Here is a 21,743-nt window from a genome sequence, read left to right on the forward strand (position 1 = left end):
CATGATCGATCAACACCCCCCAAACCTTGATCAACAACCCACGCCCAAACCAACTCGGTGGATCCGGGCTATGCCGCTCAAGGGTCCCCTCACCCATCACACGATCGGCTAGATGATTGAGTGCGTGAAGTTGGTGTTAGTGATCGAACGCGATCAGTGATCGTTTGCTGGTCACGCCGGTGGTCCAGTTGTGCCAGATACCGGCGGCCATGGCCGGTAAACGCTGGGCGACGCGGGGAACACGCCGGCCGGGGTGCGTCCGCCGTGCTGCTCGAGACCGAGTTGTCCCTTGAGTGTCTGGTTGACCGACTCGATCCACTGGCGTATTCCGCCAAGGTTGCCGTTGCGGTAGGTCTCGTCCTTGCGGTCCGGGCGCAGCAGACGCAGAGCCAGCGCCTCAGTGGGTTTCTTGAAGTCCTTGCCGGAGATGCCCTTGTCGGCCAGCAGGACTTGGCGGTCACGGATCAGCGGGTGGTTGTGGTCGAGCAAGGCCGCCAGCACCTCACGTTCGCCGATCTTGGGGTTGGCCAGGCACCACATGACCGGCATCCCGTCCCCGGTGCACACCAGAGAGAGCTTCAGGCCCCAGTACCAGCGCGAATGTGACGTACAGGAGCCGTAAACGGCGTGCCCCGCGAGATCGGAACGCTTGACGGTCTCGCGGGACATGCCGCACGGAACAGGCGTGGCGTCGGTGATCCACAGGTCGTCGAACCAGGATGGACAGCACGCGGCCAGTGTGATAATCGCTTTGCATAGCAATGGTTCCGCGTTCCTCAAACGCTTGTTGTATCCGGACTGCTGTCGCGGATACGGGGAACAGGGCACGCCATTGCTGATCACTGTGGATATGCCGAATCCAGCGACGCTCATCGTGATATCGCGGTCGCGACGTCTTGGGCAGCCGGTCTTGCGGTGTCCGCATCGGATGGTTGGGTGTGCGTGGTGCAGGAAAGGCCGTGAGCGTTTTTCGGTGCTATGGCGCCCAAAAACGCTCACGGCCAGGTGGCGACCTTCGCCGCGGCCGCGCCGCAACGGGGTCGCGGGTCTGCTTCTCGTCGACGCCAGGGCTGTCGCCGATAACGACGAGCAGCGTGCCCACCGCCTCACGGTCGCGGATCGAGCGGAACGCGAGGGCTCCGGCGGTCGGCTCGCGGAGAGCACCCTGCCGGATCTGCTGGGAAGCATGACGCACGAACCACGGCCAGAGGTCGTCGCCAGCGTCCGAGTCCCTGTGCGGGCGGGAACAACGTGGTCGTCGACGAGCACGTAGAGTGCGGTCAGGAGGGTGTTTAGTTCTTTATTCACACATTGATCTTGAACACCCTTCTCCGCTACCCACTCACCGACCCCTCCCTTCACGTGATCTTCACGGAATCAGTCATCTAGGAGTGACGGGCACCTTTTGTCTGCTATTCCGGTCGGCTATGCCTGTTGAAGGTGCCCTTTGTATCGGGCACCTGGCGGGATCTGCAGCAATGTTCGAGTATGCACTCTGACCAGCACAAATAGTGCTGAGGGGGACCGATGTGTACCGAGAGTTTCCGGCCCTTGGACCCCTGTAGACGGCCTGGCGTGGCCTGGCGGTGAGCCAGTGGCCCGGTTGCAAGACGGCGATTTCCTGCCAGGTGATAGCGCGGTGATCGCTATGGCTGGCGGTGTGATGGCGGAAGCGGTCATAGAGCTTGTGGGGGCTCAACACCGTCGCTGGGCGCTGGGACGTGCGTGGTGGGCCTGGCCGGTGAGCCGGCGCGGCTTGAAGCAGCGTTAGAGGTTCTGGAAACCGCGCTGACGGGGGCGCGGCGGAAGGTTGCTTCGGTAGCTGTCGGGCCTCGTCGGCGGGCTGGCCTTGCTGGAGCTGAAGCGGGCCAAGTCGTGGTGAGTGGCGGGGCAGATCCTTTCCGGACTGCTCCGCCACTTGTATGCGTGAGTGTGATCACCTACAAGGGAGTGACTCTGTCCTCTTCCCGCCGACCTGCCGGGGGACGGGCGGGGCCGGGGACGGCGGGCGCCCCAGGAGCTCGCGGTCGAGCCGGATGTTGATCGAGCGGGTGCTCACTGGTCTTGGTCTTGGCGTGTCTCTTCGCGGGGTATGGGCCACCCGTGAAATGGCGGTTCCGCAGTCCCATCGAGCAAGGCTGCGAGGTCGCGGCGCAGCTCCTTTTCGGTGTCGTACGCGACAGTGACCTCGGGACGCCCCGGCACGCGGAAGGTGACTCGCCAGGTGTCGGTGGGCGTCCTTTCGATCTGCATTAGAATTTCGTGTCCTGCCCCCCAGCGAATAACTGTCCCGTTCACAGCGTGCCGCTCCCCTTCTCGCACGGGCTTTACGTTATGCGTCGTGACGGTCGCACGGCAGAGTCCTTCGCCTGGGAGTGCAGGGCCGCTTGACTGAGCCCGAGCCTGTCGGCCCCTGGAGTGGCGAGGCCGGATTTGACAGCCACCCCTGAGGCGCTCCCTACGCCGTCCCAAGGCGGTCGCCGGGGGTGCGCCGGGCACGGTCGGCCGCCAAGCCGCAGGCGCAAGCCCGTGAGGGTCCCCGGCGGGCGTCGCCTTGGCGGCGCTCCTTGATCTATCAGAGAGGAATTCGGAAGCGAACGGCCTGTTCGCCTCGATAGGCGGCACACATCATCACTGTCCGTTGGCTTCACCCACCAGCACCTTCCAGAACACGCGCGATAGCGCATTTGACGGCGGTTGCTCCTAGCCTGGTGGGGTGGCTTCGGCGTTTCACGTGCTGAAGCGGCTGGTGCTGGGGCGTCCGGTGCGCAGCGACCGGCTGCGGGAAACACTGCTGCCGAAACGGCTCGCTCTGCCGATCTTCGCCAGCGACCCGCTTTCCTCCATCACCTACGCGACGCAGGAAATCCTGCTGATCCTGTCACTCGGCGGGCTGGCGCTGCTGCACCTGACGCCGTGGGTGGCGCTGGCGGTCGTGGTGCTGCTCGCCGTCGTGGTTGTTTCTTACTGGCAGGTCGTGCACGCCTATCCCAGCGGCGGCGGGTCCTACGAGGTCGTGGCGCGCAACCTCGGCCGCAATCCGAGCCTGGTGGTGGCCGCCGCGTTGATGGTCGATTACGTGATGACGGTCGCGGTGTCGGTCGCGGCCGGTGTCGACAACCTTGTCTCGGCGGTGCCGTCGTTGTACCCGCAGCGGGTTTGGATCGCCGTCGTCGTCGTGGTGCTGATGATGGCGATGAACCTGCGCGGAACTCGAGAGTCCGGCCAGGCGTTCGCCGTGCCGACCTACCTGTTCGTTGCGTCGATGGGCCTGACCATCGTCGTCGGCCTCGGGCAGGCTGCGGCGGGGCATCCGCCGGTCGCGGAGAGCGCCGGTTGGGATATCCGGCCCGAGCAGCTCGACGTCACCGGGCTGGCGCTGATCTTCCTGCTGTTGCGGGCTTTCTCCTCGGGATGCACGGCGTTGACCGGGGTCGAGGCGATCTCCAACGGGGTGCCCGCGTTCCGGCGGCCGAAGGACGTCAACGCCGGCCGCACCATGATTATCATGGGGGCGTTGGCGATCGGCCTGTTCAGCGGCGTGACCGCGCTGGCGATGGTCTCCGGTGTGCGGATCGCGAACAACCCGTGCGACCTGATCGGCTTCCCGGCGGACTGCCACAGCACCGGGCAGCGCACCGTCATCGCGCAGGTGGCGGGCGCGGTGTTCGGGCTGGACAGCGTGCTGTTCTTCGTCGTACAGGCTGGCGCGGCGCTGATCCTGCTGCTGGCCGCGAACACCGCCTTCAACGGCTTCCCGATGCTCGGGTCGTTGCTCGCGCAGCGCCGGTACCTGCCGCGCCAGTTGCACACCCGTGGCGATCGGCTGGCGCACTCCAACGGAATCGTGCTGCTCGGGTTGGTCGCGATCGCGCTCATCGCGGCGTTCGCGGGGTCCGTGACGGCGCTGATCCAGCTCTACATCATCGGTGTGTTCACGTCGTTCACGCTGAGCCAGATCGGCATGGTGAAGCACTGGAACCACCTGCTCGCCGACGCCTCCGACGCCGCACACCGGGCGCGCTACCACCGGTCGCGGCTGGTCAACGCCGTCGGCGCGGTGCTGACCGCGACGGTGCTGGTCGTCGTGCTCATCACGAAGTTCACCCACGGTGCCTACCTGGTGGTGATCGCGATCCCGCTGCTGTACTTCCTGATGCGGGCCATCCACCGGCACTACCGCGACGTCCGGCGCGAACTCGAACCGGAGCGCGACGGGATCACCCTGCCCAGCAGGGTGCACGCGGTGGTGCTGGTGTCCACGTTGCACAAGCCGACGCTGCGCGCGTTGGCGTTCGCCCGCGCCAACCGGCCGGACACGCTGACCGCGCTCACCGTGAACGTAGACGACGCGGAAACGCATCTGCTGCGCAGCGAGTGGGAACGGCACGGCATCGGCGTGTCACTGAAGGTGGTGGAGTCGCCCTACCGCGAGATCACCCGGCCGGTCATCGACTACATCAAGCGGATCCGTCGCGAAGGCCCGCGCGACCTGGTGTGCGTGTACATCCCGGAGTACGTCGTCGGCCGCTGGTGGGAGAACCTGCTGCACAACCAGAGTTCGCTGCGGCTGACCTGGCGGCTGCGCTTCGAGCAGGGCGTGATGGTGGTCAGCGTGCCCTGGCAACTCGACTCCAGCCACCGCCGTGACATCGACCGCGTCCACCACATCCCCGGCCACACCCGCCGCGGCATCACCACCCCACCCACCTGACCCGGCCCCAGCCACCGATTTCGCGCGAAGTCGTAGTTTGGCGTTGCTGGACGGCGTCGTCAGGCTAGGGCGGCGAGGAGGCGGTAGGAGTCGAGACGGTCCTCGGGGTCGTAGGCCGTGGTGGTCACCAGGATCTCGTCGGCCCCGGTGCGCGCGGTGAGGTCCTTCAGCGCGACGGCGACCTCGTCTGCCGTGCCGAACACGTGGCCGTCCAGCGCGCGTTCGAACCGGGTGCGTTCGCGGTCGGACATCTCACGCGCCAGCACCTGCTCCGGTGGTTCCAGCGGCGGGAATTCGCCGCGAGTGTGGGAGAAGGCGGTCGCCCAGGCCTCCGGGACGAGTAGCCGCCGGGCCTGCTCCGCGGTGTCGGCGACCGCGACGGACCGCGCGATGACGACGTACGGCTGCGCCGCCCATTCCGATGCCCGGAAATGCTCGCGGTAGGAGTCGATGGTGCGGATCATCCGGTCGTCGCCGTGGACCGCCGCGATCACCAGCGGCATTCCGAACTCGGCGGCGGTGCCGGTCCCGGAGCCCGTGGCGAGCAGGAACACCGGGAGCCGCAATCCTTCGGCCGGGACAGCGTGCACCCCGGGGAACCTGCCGGGCTGCCGGGACAGCGTGCACCCCGGGGAACCTGCCGGGCTGCCGGGACAGGTACCCCAGCAGGTCGGCGAGCTACTCGCCGAACCCCTCGGCGGCGTCCTTGTCGCGCCCGAGTGCGCGCCGGATGCCGCTCGTGAAGCCCACCGAGCGCCCCAGCCCGATGTCGATGCGGTCCGGGAACAGCGACCCGAGCACGCCGAACTGCTCGGCCACCACCAGCGGCTGGTGGTTGGGCAACATGACGCCGCCGCTGCCGACCCGGATGTGGGTGGTCGCGGCGGCGACGGCGGCGGCGAGCACGGTCGGTGCCGCCCCGGCCACGCCGGGCACACTGTGGTGCTCCGCCACCCAGAACCGGTGGTAACCGAGGGCCTGGGCCTCGGCCTCTTGTGCGAAGTGCACGGTCTCCCGCAGGGCTCGCTGCGGGCTCTGGCCCTGCCAGATGTGCGAGCGGTCCAGCACGGAAAGACGCATGGTCACACCTATGTCAACACCCACCGAGCCGCAGGATTCCAGTCACCGCTGAGGCGAAGCACACCCCGCCGCCGGTTTCGCGATGCGAAACCCATGCCCAGGCCTCCGCTGGTGAGCATTTCGCTACGCGGTGCGGCGATATCGCGCGAAATCGCACCGGGACACCCGAATCCGCGAGTGACGCCGAGCCCAGTTCCGATGCCTGGACAGCTGTGCAGGCATGGGAGTTCTTCAGCTGTCGTGGGTGAAGTACCAGTGTTGGCCGGCGGTCCAGCCCAGGAAGCGTCGGCCGTGGCCGTGCGGGACCGTGCCACCTTCTGCGAACCGCCCGCCGTCCAGCACGTGCGCCAGCCCGTCGACCGCCGGACCGAACCGGGCGTGGAGGCCCATCGCCTGGACTTCGTCGCTTAACCGCTGCACACGCGCCAGCTGAGCCGCGGGGTCGCAGAAGCTGAGCAGGAAGATGCCCTGCCGCCAGGCGTAGGCGGCGTTCTTCACCTGGATCAACGCGGAGTGGTAGTCGTCGGTGCGCTGGGCGAGCCGACGCACCACCCAGCTGAACGTCCGAGCCGCCAGCTCCGGAGCGTGCTCGCGAAGCCGGTCGGACAGGTCCAGGTGGTCGATCAGCACGGCCAGGTTGTGCGTGGTCAGGATCTGGCTCTGCTCCAGCACGGCACCGTTGCGGGCCACGTAACTTCCGGTCCGACCGGCTTCCGCGGCCCGCACGGCGCAAAGCTCGGCGAAGTCGTTCTCGGTCGCCTTTCCCCATCGGAGGACCGACCGCCGCGACCGCGTCCACCGGTATTCCGCCGGCAGGTCGTAATACGCCGCGTAGGCGGTGCCGGACATGGTCCGACCGGCCACCGCGGCGGCATCCCGCCACTTGGTCGTAAAGGTGCCCATGAAGATGTCCGCGGCGACCTCTTCGACCAATGGCATGCGTACCCCTGCCTGGCCGGCCAGCACGCCCAGTTCGCGGATCAGCGGGTTGGGCAGCAGAGCCTGCGGGAAAGACGTGAGCGCGAGCATCGTGGCCTGCTGCAACGCGAGGTAGCCGGGGCGTGAGCTGTCCAGGCGCGGTGTCCGGCAAAGACCAAGCGCTCGGGCCCAGGGGAGCTCGTCGAAGCGCACCTGGTGCTCCAGGTTGAGCAGCAGGAGACCGCGGCGGCGCCGGAAGGCGGCGTAGAGCTGCTCGTACAGCCCGGCCGGCACCGGGTCGTCGAACCGGGCCGCGATCAACCGGGAGGTGAGCTGCGGCAGCACCCGCGCGAGCACGTCACCGGAAGTGATGACGCCACGGCGCACCAGCTCGTCCACCGGTGCTTCCAACGCTCGGGACGCCTTCTCCAGCAGGTGCGCCGGAAGCGGCGTGCCCACCGGAACCGCATCGGTCCGATCGTCCTCTTCGGACACATCGATGGCGACCGGGTCGAGCGACGGCAGACCGCCCCCACCCGGGTAGCGCTCCAGCCGCGCGGCCAGCACCCCGGCCAGTGCTGCGTAGGTGGGTGCCATGGCGGCAACGGCCTGCTGCGCCCTGACATCCTCGCGAAGTTCGGACCCGACCAAGCCGTGGCGGGTCGCCGTGTTAGCCAGCGCGCGGCGGATCCAGCCGACCTCCCGTGCGGAAAGCGCGTCGCTGCCATCGAGACAGGCCAGCAGGGCAGCGCGCAGCCGGGCGAAGTTGCCCTTCGGGTGGGCGTGTCTGCCGGTGGGCCGGTGCTCCTCGCACGCCTGCTCGTAGTCGGCGAGCCACCGAGTGCGCTGATCCGCCCAGTTCCCCGGCCAGCGCCGGCACGGCCAGCCACCGCGCACCTCGCCATCGTCGTCGAGGCTAGGCAGTTCGCCGTCCACGGTGCTGCACCAAAGGGCGACGAGCCTGTCGTAGAGCGGGTTCCACACCCCGAGCGTCGCGCGCATCGCGGCCAGCTGCGGCGGCACCCGCGTCGCCCGCAGCGAGCCGACCACCTCGGCCACCGGAACCAGCCGCACGGCCGTGCCGCTGGGACGGGCCACCGGCTCGAAACGCGGGGTGAACCGCAGCCGGTGCATCATCGGCTGCAGCTCGGCGACCAGGTCCAGAGCCTGCGCGGGAAAGCCCTCGTCCAGCAGCACCGCCGCCACGGCGAGCGCGGCTTCCTCTGGCACATCCACTCGGTAGTGGCCATCGCGCAAGGCCTTCAGCAACTCCGCCTGGCCCGCGTCGCCGAGATACCAGCGGTTGAGCCGTTCCCTGTCGGAGTCGCCGGGAACGCCTTCCGGCAGCACGGCCAGCCGCGCCGCTTCGTCCTCCGACAGCGGCACCTCGGCCAGGTAGCGACCGGTCGCGAAGCCACCGTGGGCGACCTCCAGCGTCACCCAGGCCGGGGTGTCCGCGACCGGGACGCGGGAACCGATCGCGAGTCGGCCGCTGGCCATTCCGGAGAGCACGTCCTCCCAGCGGCGCACCTTCTCCCGCGCGCGGTCGGCGGCGTCGCCGGATTCGGCCGCCGTCCTTGCCGCGGCCACGGCCTCGGCCCACCTGCCGACCGCGTAGGCCGGCGAGGCGGAGCGGAAAGTCCGATCGGACATGGAAATCTCCAACAGTCCAGAATTGCTGCGAGGCCTGGCGGCGAGGCTCGAACCCGCGCCCTCCCGGTTGGAAGCCGGGTGCTCTACCGCTGAGCTACGCCAGGGTGCGGCGGAAACCGCCGCGTCGACATGGAGGCGGGATTCGAACCCGCGCCCTCCCGGTCCCAAGCCAGGTGCTCTACCGCTGAGCTACTCCACGAGAACGCCAAGATGCTAGCAAGCGAGCCATCCCGCCGAAAACCTATTTTCGGCCAACAGGTCTCGGGCACCCGAAACATCCTTCCATGCCACTGTGGACAGTCTGGTGGCATCCGTGCTTTCCCTGCACAGGAATGAAATTCATCGTTGTGCGGTGAATTCACGTCATGGGCGTTACCTGCGCCGAGAACTCGGCCGGGCGCGAGGCCGCCTTCGTGCGATACCGGACGCACCCGAAGCGTTCAACCTCGACCCGTCGGCGAAGGCGGACGCCGGGATCCCCGACGGGCGGCCGGGCCAAGAACGCGGTTCACGTCGCGCGCACCGCGCCGGCGTGGCACGTTGATCCCGTGGAGCTGCAAGACCTGATCCGCGAGCTGTACGCGGCCGCACCCGCCGAATTCGTCCCGGCCCGCGACCGGCACGCGGCGGCGGCCGCCGAACGCGGCGACCAAGACCTCGCAACCCAGCTCAAGAAGCTGCGCAAACCCACCGCGGCGGCCTGGGCGGTCAACCTCCTCGCCACCCAGGATCCCCGAAGCGTGGCCGCGTTCCTGGAGCTGGGCGGGAAGTTGCGAACGGCGCAGCGCGAACTACGCGGCGACGACCTGCGCGCCCTGGCCGCGGACCGCACCCGCCTCCTGCGCGAGCTCACCAGCAGAGCCACGGAACTCGCCGGGCAGCACGGCCACCGGCTCACCGAACCAACCCGCCAACAAGTCGAGCAAACCCTGACGGCCGCCCTCTCCGACCCCGAAGCCGGGCGCGCGGTGCAAGCCGGGAGCCTCGTCAAACCGCTCGAATACGGCGGGTTCGGCCTCGACGAACTCGCCGTCGCGGCCATCCGCCGCACCGCCGCCCACCCCAAGCCAAAGCGCAAGGCGGAGCCGCGTGAGGCACAGCGCAGCGCCGAGCTGCGCGAGCTCCGCGAGCACCTGCGACGCACCGACGAGCAGCTCGACGAAGCAGCCGACTCCCTGGAGCTCGCCGAGCGCGAGGAGCGCGAGGCCGAGCAACGCTGCGAGGAGCTGCGCGACGAGCTCGCCCGAGCGGAAGGCGAGCTGCGCGAGCTCCGTCGCAAAGCGAAAACGGCGCGCCAGCGCCGCGAGCGCGCCCAGCACGACCGCGACGCGCTAGCGGAGCGGCTGCGCAGCGCGGAAGCGCGGGAGCGCTGAGCACGCGGTATCCGCGAAGCGGATCGAGGGCCCTTGAACGGTACGGCTCGGCCGGTAACGAGGACGACCGCTTCGACGCCTACGTGCTGGCCGGCACGCTGCGCACGGACCGCGCGAGGCTGCGGCCCCGGCAACCGGATGGCCCGGCCACCGCCACGCTGCGGGCCACCGTGCGGGCCCGCAGCGACCTGGTCGCCCACCTGCAACGCGCTTTCCCCGCGGCGGTTGGGCTCTTCGCCGAGCTGGACAGCCCGATCGGCCTGGCCTTCCTGGCGCGCTTCGTCTGCCAGGACCGCGCTGACTGGCTCTCGCCCAAACGGCTGGCAGCCTGGCTGACCAGCGTGGGCTGGATCCCAGCGGCGACGTCGCCACGTTTGCAGGCATGGTCACACTGTGTCTCGACCACTGACAGCGCGGGGCCGTCTGGGATGTGGAAGCCTCCGGCCGCTGGGGTCGGAGGCTCCGCCGGACCGGGAAGTTCGGAAGCTCCACGTGCCAGCGCGGAGCGCCCGGTCGACACCCCCAGGGTAGCGCTCAGCGGCCGTCGCCGGGAGCTCCCCAGCCGCCACCACCCGGGGTCTCGATGCGGACCCGGTCGCCTCGGTGCAGCGGCCAGGTGCCCTTGGCGGGCAGCCGCTCCTCGGTGCCGTCCGCCCGGATGAGGACGTTGCGGCCCACCTCGCCCGGCTCGCCGCCCCGGGCTCCCGGCGGGGCGTGCCCGCGGCGTTCCGACTGAATGGTGAGCGTGCAGTCGGCGAGCGCTTCGATCTCCCGCACCAGGCCATCACCGCCGGGGTGCCGACCCGCGCCGCCGGAGGACGGGCGGAGCTCGTAGCGCCACACCCGCAGCGGGTAGTCCAGCTCCACCGCCTCAGCCGGGGTGTTCTGGGTGTTGGTCATGCCCGTGTGCACCCCGGACATGCCCGGGCGCGCGGGGGTGCCGCCCTCACCGCCGCCGAGCGTCTCGTAGTAGCTGAACGCCGGGTCGCTGCCGCCGATGAGCAGGTTGTTCATGGTGCCCTGGCCCGCCGCCGGGACCCGGTCGGGGATCGCCTTGGCGAACGCGCCGAGGAGCACGTCCACGATGCGCTGGCTGGTCTCCACGTTGCCCGCCGCAGTCGGGGCCGGGAACGTCGGGTTGACCACCGTGCCCTCCGGCGCTTCGACGCGCAGCGCCCGGTAGCAGCCGGCGTTGGGCGGGGCGTCGGGGTCGGTGAGCATCCGGAGCACGAACATCGACGCCGACAGCGTCACCGCAAACACCGCGTTGCAGTTCACCGGGATCTGCTTGGCGGTGCCGTCGAAGTCCACCGTCACCTCGTCGCCGGACACCGTCACCGCCGCGCGGATCGGGACCCCGTCGCCGATCTCCAGCAAGTCCTCGTTGCGGTAGCACCCGTCTGGGATGTCGCGGATCGCCGCGCGCACCCGGCGGTCGGAGTAGTCGCACACCGCTGCCATCGCCTCGCGCAGCCGCTGCGCTCCCATCCGCTCGGCGAGCTCGCGCATCCGCACCACGCCGACGTGGTTCGCCGCGAACTGGGCGCGCAGGTCGCCGCGGCGCTCCTCGGGGGTCCGCGAGTTCGCCGCGATCAACCGGACCACGTCCTCCCGTTCGCCGTCGGCGTCGGCGATGCGGATCGGCGGGATGCGGACTCCTTCCATCGCGATCTCGGTCGCCGACGCCGGCATGGAGCCCGGCGCGGCACCGCCGACGTCGGCGTGGTGGGCGCGGTTGGCCACGTACCCGAGCAACTGGTCGTCGTATCCGGCGGCGGCGACGATCGTCAGGTCCGGCAGGTGGGTGCCGCCCAGGTAGGGGTCGTTCACGCAGACCTGCTGGCCCGGTTCGAGCCGCCCGCAGGTGTCCAGCACGGCGCGGACGCTGGCCGGCATCGCGCCCAGGTGCACCGGGATGTGCTCGGCCTGCGCGACCATCTCGCCGTCGGCGTCGAACACCGCGGCCGAGCAGTCGGCGCGTTCCTTGATGTTGGGCGAGTAGGCCGCGCGGCGAAGCGTCACGCCCATCTCATCGGCGATGCCGGCCAGGGCGTGACGGAACACCTCCAGCTCGACGGCGGTCAACTCGGTCATGTCAGCCGCACCACCAAGTTCCCCGATCTGTCCACTGTGGCCAGTTCGTCGCCGGCGAGTAGCGTCGTGGTGTCGGGCTGCTCGATCAGCGCCGGTCCGGCGACCTCGTCGCCCGGCCGCAGCTCGGCCCGGGACACGATCCGCGCCCGCACCGCCCGGTCGCCGATGCCGATTTCGCGGTCCGGTTTGCGCTCCGGCTCGCCCTGGTCCCAGTCCTGCGGCGGGTCCGCGAGAACCGGCTCGCCCTGCGCGATGACCCGCAGCGTGACCACCTCGACCCGCTCGTCCCGCATCTCGTACCCGTACGACTCGCGGTGCGCAGTGTGCAGCAGCTCGCTGAGTTCCGCTTGCTCGGCGACGTCGACCCGCAGCTCGTGCGACTGTCCCGCATAGCGCATGTCGGCCACCTTGGACAGTGAGATCTCCGTTGTCACGCCTTGCTTCTCCAGCTCCCGGCGCGCTTCGGTGGACAGCTCCGACCATGCTTGCGACAGGTCTTCGCGGGCATCCACCAGCACGGTGCGCGACGCCTCGAAACGCGGCGGAGCTAGCAGCAGGCCGAGCGCGCTGAGCACGCCGGGCGCGGGCGGCACCACCACGGCGGGGCAGCCGAGCTCCCGGGCCAGTGCCGTCGCGTGCAGCGGGCCCGCGCCACCGTAGGCGACCAGGGCCAGCAGCGCCGGATCGATGCCGCGCTCGGTGCTGACCTTGCGCAACGCCCGCGCCATCGTCGCCCGGACGACCGACAGCACCCCGGCGGCCGATTCCGGCAGCGCATCCAGCGCCCGGTGCGCCGCATCGACGTCCAGCCGCAGGCCGCCGAGCTCGCGAGCCGGGTCGAGATGCCCAAGCGCGCAGTGCGCATCCGTCACCGTGGGCTCCTCGCCGCCGAGGCCGTAGCAGGCAGGACCCGGGTCGGCACCGGCGGAATGCGGGCCGACCCGCAGCGCGCCGCCGGTGTCCACCCAGGCGATCGACCCGCCACCGGCCCCCACGGTGTGGATGCCGACGGCCGGGGTCCGGAACGGCAGCCCGGCGATCTCCGACGACGTCGACACGTCCGGGCGGCCCTCGCGGATCAGGCACACGTCGGTGGACGTGCCGCCCATGTCGAATGCGATGGCGTCGTCGAACCCGGCCGAGCGCGCGACCGCCCCGGCGGCCACCACGCCGGCGGCCGGGCCGGAGAGCAGCGTGTGCACCGGGGCCGTCGCGGCGAAGTCCACCCCGGCGGTGCCGCCGCTGGAGGTCATCACCGTGATCGTCGGATCGGGCAGGCGGGTGGTCAGATTGGACAGGTAGCGGCGCATCACCGGCTCGATGGCCGCGTTGAGCACGCAGGTGGACGCGCGCTCGAACTCGCGGAACTCCGGCAGCAGCGCGCCGGACCGGGTGATCGGCACGCCGAGGTCGGCCAGCGCCGAGCACAGCCGCCGCTCGTGGTCGTCGCGGACGTAGGAGAACAGCAGGCTCACCGCGATCGACTCGGGTTCGAGGCGGGCGACCGCGTCCACCACCCGCTCGATCTCGGCGTCGGTGAGCTCGATGATCGCCTCGCCCCGCGGGCTCATCCGCTCCGCGACGGTGACCACCCGCTCGTGCGGCACCAGCGGTTCGGGCTTGGTCGCGGACAGGTCGTAGAGGGCGGGGCGGTTCTGCCGGGCGATCTGCAGGACGTCGGTGAAGCCGTCGGTGGTGACGAAGGCGGTACGCGCGATCTTGCGCTCCAGCACGGCGTTGGTGGCGGTGGTGCTGCCGTGCGCGAGCAGCCGCAGCACGCCGCCGGGCAGGCTCTCGGCGACGCCGCGCTGGACCCCTTCGGCCTGGTTCGCCGGAGTGGTGGGCACCTTCACGGCCTTCGGCCGGTGACCGGGGGCGTGCACGACGACATCGGTGAACGTGCCTCCGACGTCCACTCCTGCACACGGCCCGGCCTGTCCAGACATCACAGTCACCTGCGGTCAATCATCCCGCATGGTCACCGGTCGGGCAGCTTCGCCGCGGGCGCTGCCGGGCCGGGCGACGAGGGCACCTAGGTGGCTGGTGTCGAACGGGGGTTCGTGGGGCTTGATCTGTTCTGTGTTTGTTGAGCGGGTCGGTGTGGTCGCGGGTTCTCATCGATCGGGCTTGGTGGTGTGGCGGGACTCGGGCGTGATCGTTGCCGGTATGCCCTGACAACGGGGGCTCGTGCGTGTCTGGCGGGCCCGCCGGGGCCGGGTCAGGCGGTGGTCGTGGTCCATCCGGTTGCCGTGCGGGCGATCCCGAGCATGCCGAGGCGTGCGAGGTTGACCGCGGCGGCCAGTAGTGAAAAGTCGGCGGCTGTTTTCAGCAGTCCTCGGACGCGGGCTCGGCGCCCGCCGTGGCGGTGGCGCATGAGATGAGCGATTTTGCGTTCGACTTTGGGGCGGGTGGCGCGGTAGTCGGCGCGCCAGGCGGGGTCGGTTTGACGCGCCCGCCCGGCTTGCAGCGCGGCCTCGTGGGCACTGACGGTGATCGTGCGGCCGGTCTTCGCGGTGGTGCACTGCGCGGCCAGCGGGCAGGCGGCGCAGGCGGCGCCGAAGTTGGCCACTCCGGCGTGACGCTCGCGGGCGCGGATAGGTGCGGTGTGCCCGGCAGGGCAGGTCACTGTCCGCGCATCGAGGTCGATGTCGAAGCGGTCCTTCGGGAAATGACCTTTCACCGCCACCGGCGGCTGCACCTTCAGTCCATTGTGGATATCGGCCTCGTCCAGCCGTTCCAGCAACTCGCCCGCACCGTAGGCCGCATCCCCATACACCGCCGCCCGATCCTCAACCTCAACCTCAACCTCAACCTTAGCTTCGGCTTCGGCTTCGGCTTCGGCTTCGGCTTCGGCTTCGGCTTCGGCTTCGGAGGGCAGTATGTCAGCGAGCAGGGGCTCGGCGGCCTCGGCGTCACCGCTGTTTCCGGCCGTGACCTCGGTGGCGGTGATGATCTCGGCATCGGGGTCGATCGCGAGATGCCCTTTGTAGCCGTCAAAACCGCGAGCACTGGTCTTGTGCCCGTGACGGGCCTCGGGGTCCACGGTGGAAATGATCCGGTCCGGGGCGACCTTGCGGGCGATGCGGAACACCCCGTCGCCGTCGTCGGCCAAGTCCTGGCCCAGCACGGTGGCCAGCAGCCGCACGGCCTTGTCCACGCCCTCGCCCAGCTCATGGTCGTCCAGCAGGGCCAGCAGCGCGTACCCGTCCCGAGCCCGGGAGTCGATCAATTCCTCCCGGGCGTCGTGGTGTCGGGTAGCGGTGGGCGCATTGCTGCGCCCACCGCCCCCTAAGAACCGGGCGAGCGGGCTTTCCCCGCACCTCGGCTCAAGCAAGCCCCATTGGGCTTCGCGGGCGATGTTCCCGGATTCTTGCGACCCCGAGCCAGTAGGCTGCGATTGCAAGAAGTGTGCACCAGGCGTGTTCGTTTGCCGTCCGGCGTGCCGCGTCGTTCGTGGGTGAGATAGTCGGCGGCTATCGCCCGTCGAGCGACGCCCAGCCACCAGCGTTCCCATGCATGTGGGGATTGCGGTGGTTGGTCGGCGGTGAGGAGGGGCTCCCGACAGAGTGAGCAGCGACCGTCCTGCGTGGCAAGTAAGCCCAGGTTGTAGCTGTCCAGCGGGGGCTTGACCTTCCGCCGTCGTTTGGCCCAGTACTCGATCAGGTCGGGGTCGTCTGGGGACGCCCCGCCGGTGACGAGCTGGTGCCGGACGATGTTGGTCCAGGAGAATTTGACCATGTAGTGAACGTCGCCGCGGTCGTTGTCCGACGTGCGGTCGCCGAACACCCAACGGTCATTCCTGAACCTGTTGAACTTGCCGAAGTAGCGTTTGACGATCCACTTTTTCGACTTCTTGGGGTGCATGCGTCTGGCCCATCGATAGGTGAGCCACCACATGTAATGGTCCAGCGCGGTGAAGATTCTGCTGGATACCACCCCTCGATAGTAAGCGGCCCAACCTCGGATGATCGGGTTGAGCCTGGCGATGACCGCCATCGCGTTCGAGCCGCGCAAGTTGCGCATCTCGTCGGCGAGCCGCTTGCGAATCCGCCTGACCGCGTCCAGGCTTGGTTTGATCAACAGCTTGCCGCCGCGTGGGTAGTAGCGGACATTGAACCCGAGGAAGTCGAACGAGTCTTCTCGATGGGCGATTCGTGTCTTGTCCTCGTTGAAGACCAGCCCCCTCGGCGCCAGCCACTCAGCAAGCTGTGCCTTGACCTGCTCGGCTTGCTGCCGCGAGTAGCAGCAGACGGTGAGGTCGTCGGCATATCTAACCAAGATCGGAGTACCATCAACCGCCTTCCCGGCATGAACACCAGTGGTGCGATAGCGGACACCTGCGGCCTCCTCCAACCCATGAAGTGCCACGTTCATCAGCAACGGACTGATCACACCGCCTTGGGGCGAGCCCTCTTCGGTCGGTGAGTACCGTCCATTTTCGACCACTCCAGCCTTGAGCCAGCGCGCGACCAGTTCCCTGGCTGGAAACCCGCCGAGGGCGGCTAGAAGATGCGAGTGCCCGATCCGATCGAACGCGGCCGACAAGTCGGCGTCCAGGATCCACACTCTCTTGGCACGAGTGCCGCTGAGAGCGTTGAACAAGGCACCGATCGCGTCAGCGCAGCTTCGTCCCGGCCGAAACCCATAACTCCTCGGCTCGAACCGAGCCTCCCACTCCGGCTCTAGTGCGTTGCGGACCCGAGCTTGATGACACCGGTCCATGATCACGGGAATGCCGAGTGGGCGCCGCTTTCCATTGGCCTTCGGAATATGCACACGCCGGACCGGCAACGGGTCCCAACAGCGGCGTGTCCGATGCACCCGCACCGCCACTTCCGCCCTGGCCTCGGACGACAGTGCCACCTGACCGTCCACCCCGGCCGTCCGACGTCCGGTATTGCGCTGGGCCGCCTGCCGCACGCTCAGCAGCGTGTTCGACCACGACCCCAGCATCATCCTTTGCAGGGACCGGACCTTGGTCCAGTCCTGCTCCCGCGTCGCCTTGAAGATCCTCCGCCGCAGCCTCACTACGTTCTGCTCATGGATGCGCCACTCAATGGCGTCCCAATCCAGTACGTCCTCGGGTCCGTTCACCACGGTGGTGTCCAACTTGCCCCTCGGTTCGATAGGCACACGGCCTCAGCGTTCAAAGGCTCACCTGCCCACGTCAGCGCCCTTTCGGGCCCGGTCGTATGACCGGCATCCGGCCGGTTCCCCGGTGACCACCGCCTGGAGGAGCGGTCTGGTGTCACGGGTCCCGCTGCCTTTCGGCCACCGGCATCCGCTTGTTGGGCATCCTGTCCCGCCGAGGGTTTCCGCCCCTCTTTCGATCGGCCTACCGGGCCGCGACGACCCGGACCCCGACGGGGTTTCCACGTTCCGCGCACGCGAGATGTGACCGGGGTGGGCGCCTCCCTAAACCCCGAGGCCAGCGGTGTTCACACGATCGGCGGGGACGGCTCTGATCGTCGCTTGCCGCCTCTTCCAACGGCCAGGCCCTATCACCCTGGTCTTCGTCCCGTCGTCCAGAGCTATCGATGACGAGGCATCATCGGGAGGTTCACTTGCGTTCACCCGTCCGGTCTTCCCCTTGCCCGGTTGCTCCTCTGGACGGAACAGAGGCCCTTGGGCGTCTTCCCTGAGCTTCGCACCCTGGCAGGCGGGACCTACCAGCGCACGTCAAGGCGGGGACGGATCTCGAACACTGATCAGGAACTACACATCCGGCACTGCCGGCCTCCAATCTGCGAGTTCACTCGCCATGCGCGACTTCGTGTCGCACCGTCCCAGTCGATCTGTGGTTTCGCCGTGCTGGCGTAGTCATCCCCAGAGGTGATCACCACCCGCAGCCGGGCGGCCTGTTCGGCATCGGCGGCAGCCAGCAGACCCCGGATCGCCGAACGGATCAACGTGATGGTGTCCATTGTGGCCACCGCGTCATACAACGGGGTCGAGTCCAGCACACGCTTGCGGCCCACCAGCCCGGCCTGCCGGGCCACGTCCAGGACTGCCTCGAAGACCCGCTCCGGCCGTGCAGAGCGGGCCAGCCTGGCCCGCATGTCCACCAGTACGGTGTGCACGAACCCGGGATAGTCGAAATGCAGGCCACCAGCAGCGTATTTCCAGCGGGCGTCGAAAGCGAACCGGTCGACCGCCTCCCGGTCCGACAAGCCCTCGATGCGTTGCAGCACCATCACCACCGCCACGATCATCGGCGGCACCGACCGGCGACCCACATCGGTGAACAGGTCAGCGAACATCTCATCCGGGAACAACGCGAAGCACTCCCGGTGCAGCACACCGTAGATCGAATCCGCCGGGACGCGGTCCTGGCAGTAGTCCACCGTCGACCGCAGCAGGTCAGTCTGGCGAGGCGCACGTCCCAACGTCACCCGACCATCCTGCCAAAACGATCACCTCAACCGGGCGAGACACACCGATCCTTAGCAACCAAAAACACCAGCCACCTAGCCCCTATCTCCGGCCAGCAGTTCAGCGGCACCTTGGATCAGTACCGGAAACCGAGGAACGATTCTCGCGCTCCCCGGGGTCGAACGGGGGCAAAATGGCAAAGCGCCTCTTCATCGCTTACCTACCCGCCGCAACGAGGCGCAGGGGAAACCGGAGCCTGCATACTCCCAACTCCAGCCGCTGCAAGAAGCCGGGCGGCTGCCCGGCTGAGATCGTCTACTGATCTGGCGGCGACTCAGGGGTAGATGCCTAGCGTTGTTGCGGCCCTGATATCGACGCGACGCAGCCGTTTGGTGGAACTTTGCGAGCTGCGTTGGTTACGCGTCGCCGGGGTGCCCTGAACAGAGGGATTTGGTCTCTGCTGCGGGAAACGGGCCGGCGCAACGCTGTGTGGCGGAAGGCAGGGGATTCGATTCGCCGTTGATGCTAGGGAGTAGCCATGGCCAAGAGCTTGTTTGCTGCGCACTTGCCCGCCGTCAGGGGGCACGGGCCCCACTCGCGCTCACGCCGCTCGATGCGGTTCACGGCTTCGCGCCGTCGGCGCACCGCTTCGTTCCGCCGTACGCGCTACTGATCCACTGACCGGCGGCGGTGGTTCGGGATACCGCCGCCACAAGTATGCCATGACTCGGATAGCTGCGTTCCTCGCCAGGCTGCGGGCGTTGCTGGCCGTGCCCACCCCCGAATCCGGTGGCCTGGTCGAGCAAGCTCCGGTGGTCGGCGTTCGGGAGATCTTCCGGCGCTTCTGGCCCTACACGCGCCCGTACCGGTGGTGGGTGCTCGTGGTGCTGCTCGTGCTGGTCGGGCCTGTGCTGGACACCGTGACGATCTGGCTGTTCAAGATCCTCGTCGACCAGGTACTGGTGCCCAGGGACTTCGAGCTGTTCTTCGCCCTCGGCGGCGCCTACCTGGGGATCACGGTGCTGTCCGGGATAGTCGGGTTCACCGACGAGTACATGTCAACCTGGGTCGCCGAGCGGTTCCTGCTGGACCTGCACACCGATCTGTTCGGGCACCTGCACGGGCTGTCCATCGGCTTCCTGGACCGGCGCAAGACCGGCGACACGTTGTCCCGGCTCACCGGCGACGTCAACGCGATCGAGAACCTCGTGCTGTCCGGGACGATCCAGGCGCTGTCGTACCTGTTCAAGATCGTGCTGTTCACCGGGGCGCTGTTCGTCCTGAGCTGGCGGCTGGCCGTGGTGTCGCTGATCGCGGTGCCGGCCTTCTGGGCGTCCGCGCGGTACTTCTCCCGCCGCATCAAGGCGGCTTCGCGGGAGAAGCGGCGGCGCGGCGGCACCATCGGCGCTGTCGCCGAGGAAAGCCTTAGCAACGCCTCGCTGGTGAAGGCGTACGGCCGGGAAAGCGCCGAAACCGACCTTTTCCACCGCGAGAACCTGGGCAGCTTCGCGGCCGAGATGGTGGCCACCCGGTTGCACGCGTTGTTCACGCCGCTGGTCGACCTGCTGGAAATCTGCGGGGTGCTGCTGATCGTCGGGTTGGGCACCTGGGAACTGTCCCGGGGCTCGATCAGCCTCGGCGGGCTGCTGGTGTTCCTCGGTTATCTCAGCCAGCTCTACAGCCCGGTGCGGGGATTCGGGCGGCTGACCAACACCGTCTACGCGGCCTCGGCCGGCGCCGAACGGATCATCGAGCTGCTGGATGAGATTCCCGAGGTGCGCGACCCGGTCCGGCCGCGGCGCCTCGGCCGGGTCCGCGGCGACGTGGTCTTCGACGACGTCAGCTTCCGGTACCCGAACACCGACCGCGACGCCCTGCACCGCATCAGCTTCGACGTCCACTCCGGACAGACGATCGCACTCGTCGGGGCCAGCGGGTCTGGCAAGTCCACCGCGGGCAAGCTGCTGCTCCGGTTCTACGATCCGGATTCCGGCGCCGTGACCATCGACGGAGTCGATCTGCGCGAAGCCGAGCAGCAGGCGGTGCGGCGCAACATCTCGATCGTGCTGCAGGACGCCCTCGTGGTGGACGACAGCGTCTGGGAGAACATCGCCTGGGGGCGGCCCGACGCCACCGAGCGGGACGTGCTGGAGGCGGCTCGTGGCGCGGACGCGCACGAGTTCATCACGGCGCTGCCAGACGGTTACCGCACCAGGGTCGGGGCGCACGGAAGTCTGCTGTCGGGCGGGCAGCGGCAGCGCATCGCCATCGCCCGAGCGATGCTGCGCGACGCGCCGATCCTGCTGCTCGACGAGCCCACCGTCGGGCTCGATGCGGCATCCAGCGCGCGAGTGCTGGCCCCGCTGCGCCGGCTGATGGCCGATCGCACCTCAATCGTCAATCGTCGTGTCGCACAACCTGATCACGGTCCGCGATGCGAACCTGATCCTGCTGCTCGACCACGGCCGGATCGCGGAATCCGGCACGCACGCCGAACTGATGCACCGCGACGGCGGCTACGCGTCCCTGTACCGGCTGCAGCAGCGGGGCTCGCCTGTACCGCAACGGGAGCCGGCATGACCACTTCGACTTCGCCCGCACCGCTGCGCCGAGGCCAGGAGATCGCGGCGGGCTATCCGGTGATCGAGCACATCCGGCGGGGCGAGGGATACGACTCCTACGACGCATGGAGCACCCGGCGCCACAGCCGGTGCTTCATCAAGGCCGTGCGTCCCGACTGCGCAGCCCGCGCCGAAGCGTGCGAAAACCTCGTGGTCGAAGGGAACCTGCTGCTGAAGTTCACGCATCCACACATCGTGCGCGCGTACGAACTCGCGGAAGCGGCGGACGGTTCGCCGGTGCTGATCATGGAGACGCTGGCCGGGGCGAGGCTGGACAGCCTGCTCGACGGCGGGAAGCGCCGCCTCACCGCCCGCGAACTCGGCTACCTCGGTCAGCACGTGTGCTCGGCGATCCGCTACCTGCACGAGCGCGGCTACCTGCACCTGGACCTCAAGCCCGGCAACATCATCGCCGAGTGCGGCCGCGCGCGCGTTATCGACCTGAGCCTGGCCCGGTCACCGGGCCTCAGCTGCGGCGGGGCCGGAACGCCGTGCGCGATGGCGCCGGAACAGGTCCGCGGCGGGATGCTCGGGCCGGCGACCGACGTCTGGGCCATCGGCCTGGTGCTCTTCGAAGCCGCGGCCGGATTCAACCCCTTCGAGGTGCCGGGGCAGGCACAGCGGACCGGGGAGGAGCTGTTTCCCCAGCTGGAGAAGGCCGCGCCACCCATCCGCGCTTCGCGGCGGCTGCCTCGAGCGCTGGCGGATTCGATCGACGGTTGCCTGCGGTCGGACCCCGATCAGCGCCCGACGCTGGTGCAGCTCGATGCGGTGCTCGCCGCGATCACCGGCGACGAGGACCTGCGGACTCTCGGCGGTGCCGCGGCCCCGGAGCGCTGATCGACCGCCTGGCGCTCCTGACAGCGGGCCCTCCTGGCTTCGTCGCCGACCACGAACTGTCCCCCGGCGGGAATGGGG

11 protein-coding genes, 2 tRNA genes and 2 pseudogenes are annotated in these 21,743 nt (G+C 68.9%); 4 read left to right on the top strand and 11 right to left on the bottom strand.

What is annotated here, in order from left to right; all coding sequences use genetic code 11:
• Positions 1 to 136: 136 nt before the first annotated feature.
• Positions 137 to 871 (bottom strand): annotated as a pseudogene (locus ACRXBZ_RS31040) (IS982 family transposase); the annotation flags it as partial.
• Positions 872 to 2,716: 1,845 nt separating this feature from the next.
• Here ACRXBZ_RS31040 and ACRXBZ_RS31045 point away from each other — a divergent pair.
• A complete protein-coding gene (locus ACRXBZ_RS31045) occupies positions 2,717 to 4,714 on the top strand; it encodes an APC family permease (protein ID WP_433882063.1) in 1,998 nt (665 codons plus the stop codon).
• A gap of 59 nt (positions 4,715 to 4,773) precedes the next feature.
• Here the strand turns inward: ACRXBZ_RS31045 and ACRXBZ_RS31050 are convergent, their stop codons facing one another.
• The 5 genes from ACRXBZ_RS31050 to ACRXBZ_RS31070 all read right to left on the bottom strand — a co-directional run bounded on the left by ACRXBZ_RS31050 (position 4,774) and on the right by ACRXBZ_RS31070 (position 8,564).
• Positions 4,774 to 5,304, bottom strand: coding sequence for an LLM class flavin-dependent oxidoreductase (locus ACRXBZ_RS31050; protein ID WP_433882064.1), 531 nt, complete (start codon positions 5,302 to 5,304; stop codon positions 4,774 to 4,776).
• Between the two features lie 88 nt (positions 5,305 to 5,392).
• The gene (locus ACRXBZ_RS31055; RefSeq protein ID WP_433882065.1) at positions 5,393 to 5,794 is read right to left on the bottom strand and encodes an MsnO8 family LLM class oxidoreductase; all 402 of its coding nucleotides are present in this window, start codon (positions 5,792 to 5,794) and stop codon (positions 5,393 to 5,395) included.
• A gap of 231 nt (positions 5,795 to 6,025) precedes the next feature.
• Positions 6,026 to 8,365 (bottom strand): hypothetical protein, encoded by a 2,340-nt coding sequence (locus ACRXBZ_RS31060; RefSeq protein ID WP_433882066.1) that lies wholly within the window; start codon positions 8,363 to 8,365, stop codon positions 6,026 to 6,028.
• Positions 8,366 to 8,397: 32 nt separating this feature from the next.
• Positions 8,398 to 8,469 (bottom strand) — tRNA-Gly (locus ACRXBZ_RS31065).
• A gap of 23 nt (positions 8,470 to 8,492) precedes the next feature.
• A tRNA-Pro gene (locus ACRXBZ_RS31070) sits at positions 8,493 to 8,564 on the bottom strand.
• A 349-nt stretch (positions 8,565 to 8,913) separates the two neighbouring features.
• Here ACRXBZ_RS31070 and ACRXBZ_RS31075 point away from each other — a divergent pair.
• Together ACRXBZ_RS31075 and ACRXBZ_RS31080 are read left to right on the top strand one after the other, a co-directional pair.
• On the top strand, positions 8,914 to 9,738 hold the full coding sequence (locus ACRXBZ_RS31075) for a hypothetical protein (protein WP_433882067.1): 825 nt from the start codon (positions 8,914 to 8,916) through the stop codon (positions 9,736 to 9,738).
• Positions 9,735 to 9,935 (top strand): annotated as a pseudogene (locus tag ACRXBZ_RS31080) (IS110 family transposase); the annotation flags it as partial. The gene ACRXBZ_RS31075 and the pseudogene ACRXBZ_RS31080, both read left to right, overlap by 4 nt.
• A 337-nt stretch (positions 9,936 to 10,272) precedes the next feature.
• Here the strand turns inward: ACRXBZ_RS31080 and ACRXBZ_RS31085 are convergent.
• The 5 genes from ACRXBZ_RS31085 to ACRXBZ_RS31105 form a co-directional block, all read right to left on the bottom strand.
• On the bottom strand, positions 10,273 to 11,832 hold the full coding sequence (locus ACRXBZ_RS31085; protein ID WP_433882068.1) for a hydantoinase B/oxoprolinase family protein: 1,560 nt from the start codon (positions 11,830 to 11,832) through the stop codon (positions 10,273 to 10,275).
• A complete protein-coding gene (locus ACRXBZ_RS31090) occupies positions 11,829 to 13,778 on the bottom strand; it encodes a hydantoinase/oxoprolinase family protein (RefSeq protein WP_433882069.1) in 1,950 nt (649 codons plus the stop codon). The genes ACRXBZ_RS31085 and ACRXBZ_RS31090 overlap by 4 nt, the downstream gene beginning before the upstream one ends.
• A 272-nt stretch (positions 13,779 to 14,050) precedes the next feature.
• A complete protein-coding gene (locus ACRXBZ_RS31095; protein ID WP_433882070.1) occupies positions 14,051 to 15,061 on the bottom strand; it encodes a transposase in 1,011 nt (336 codons plus the stop codon).
• 59 nt (positions 15,062 to 15,120) lie between these two features.
• The gene (ltrA, locus tag ACRXBZ_RS31100) at positions 15,121 to 16,929 is read right to left on the bottom strand and encodes a group II intron reverse transcriptase/maturase (RefSeq protein ID WP_433877539.1); all 1,809 of its coding nucleotides are present in this window, start codon (positions 16,927 to 16,929) and stop codon (positions 15,121 to 15,123) included.
• Positions 16,930 to 17,540: 611 nt separating this feature from the next.
• Complete coding sequence (locus ACRXBZ_RS31105; RefSeq protein ID WP_433877538.1) at positions 17,541 to 18,224, bottom strand: transposase; 684 nt, start codon at positions 18,222 to 18,224, stop codon at positions 17,541 to 17,543.
• A 702-nt stretch (positions 18,225 to 18,926) separates the two neighbouring features.
• On the opposite strand from ACRXBZ_RS31105, the gene ACRXBZ_RS31110 reads away from it, so the two are divergent.
• Positions 18,927 to 21,665, top strand: a complete 2,739-nt coding sequence (locus ACRXBZ_RS31110; RefSeq protein ID WP_433882071.1) for an ABC transporter transmembrane domain-containing protein — start codon at positions 18,927 to 18,929, stop codon at positions 21,663 to 21,665.
• Positions 21,666 to 21,743 lie beyond the last annotated feature (78 nt).

The organism is Saccharopolyspora hattusasensis, from assembly GCF_050972075.1.
In the GTDB taxonomy this organism is placed as follows: domain Bacteria; phylum Actinomycetota; class Actinomycetes; order Mycobacteriales; family Pseudonocardiaceae; genus Saccharopolyspora; species Saccharopolyspora hattusasensis.

What these genes read in the sequence shown, in the direction of transcription:
- ACRXBZ_RS31060 (WP_433882066.1), bottom strand. Translation starts at nt 8,365, where the DNA reads ATGTCCGATCGGACTTTCCGCTCCGCCTCGCCGGCCTACGCGGTCGGC.
- ACRXBZ_RS31110 (WP_433882071.1), top strand. Translation starts at nt 18,927, where the DNA reads ATGACTCGGATAGCTGCGTTCCTCGCCAGGCTGCGGGCGTTGCTGGCC.
- ACRXBZ_RS31085 (WP_433882068.1), bottom strand. Translation starts at nt 11,832, where the DNA reads ATGACCGAGTTGACCGCCGTCGAGCTGGAGGTGTTCCGTCACGCCCTG.
- ACRXBZ_RS31055 (WP_433882065.1), bottom strand. Translation starts at nt 5,794, where the DNA reads ATGCGTCTTTCCGTGCTGGACCGCTCGCACATCTGGCAGGGCCAGAGC.
- ACRXBZ_RS31090 (WP_433882069.1), bottom strand. Translation starts at nt 13,778, where the DNA reads ATGTCTGGACAGGCCGGGCCGTGTGCAGGAGTGGACGTCGGAGGCACG.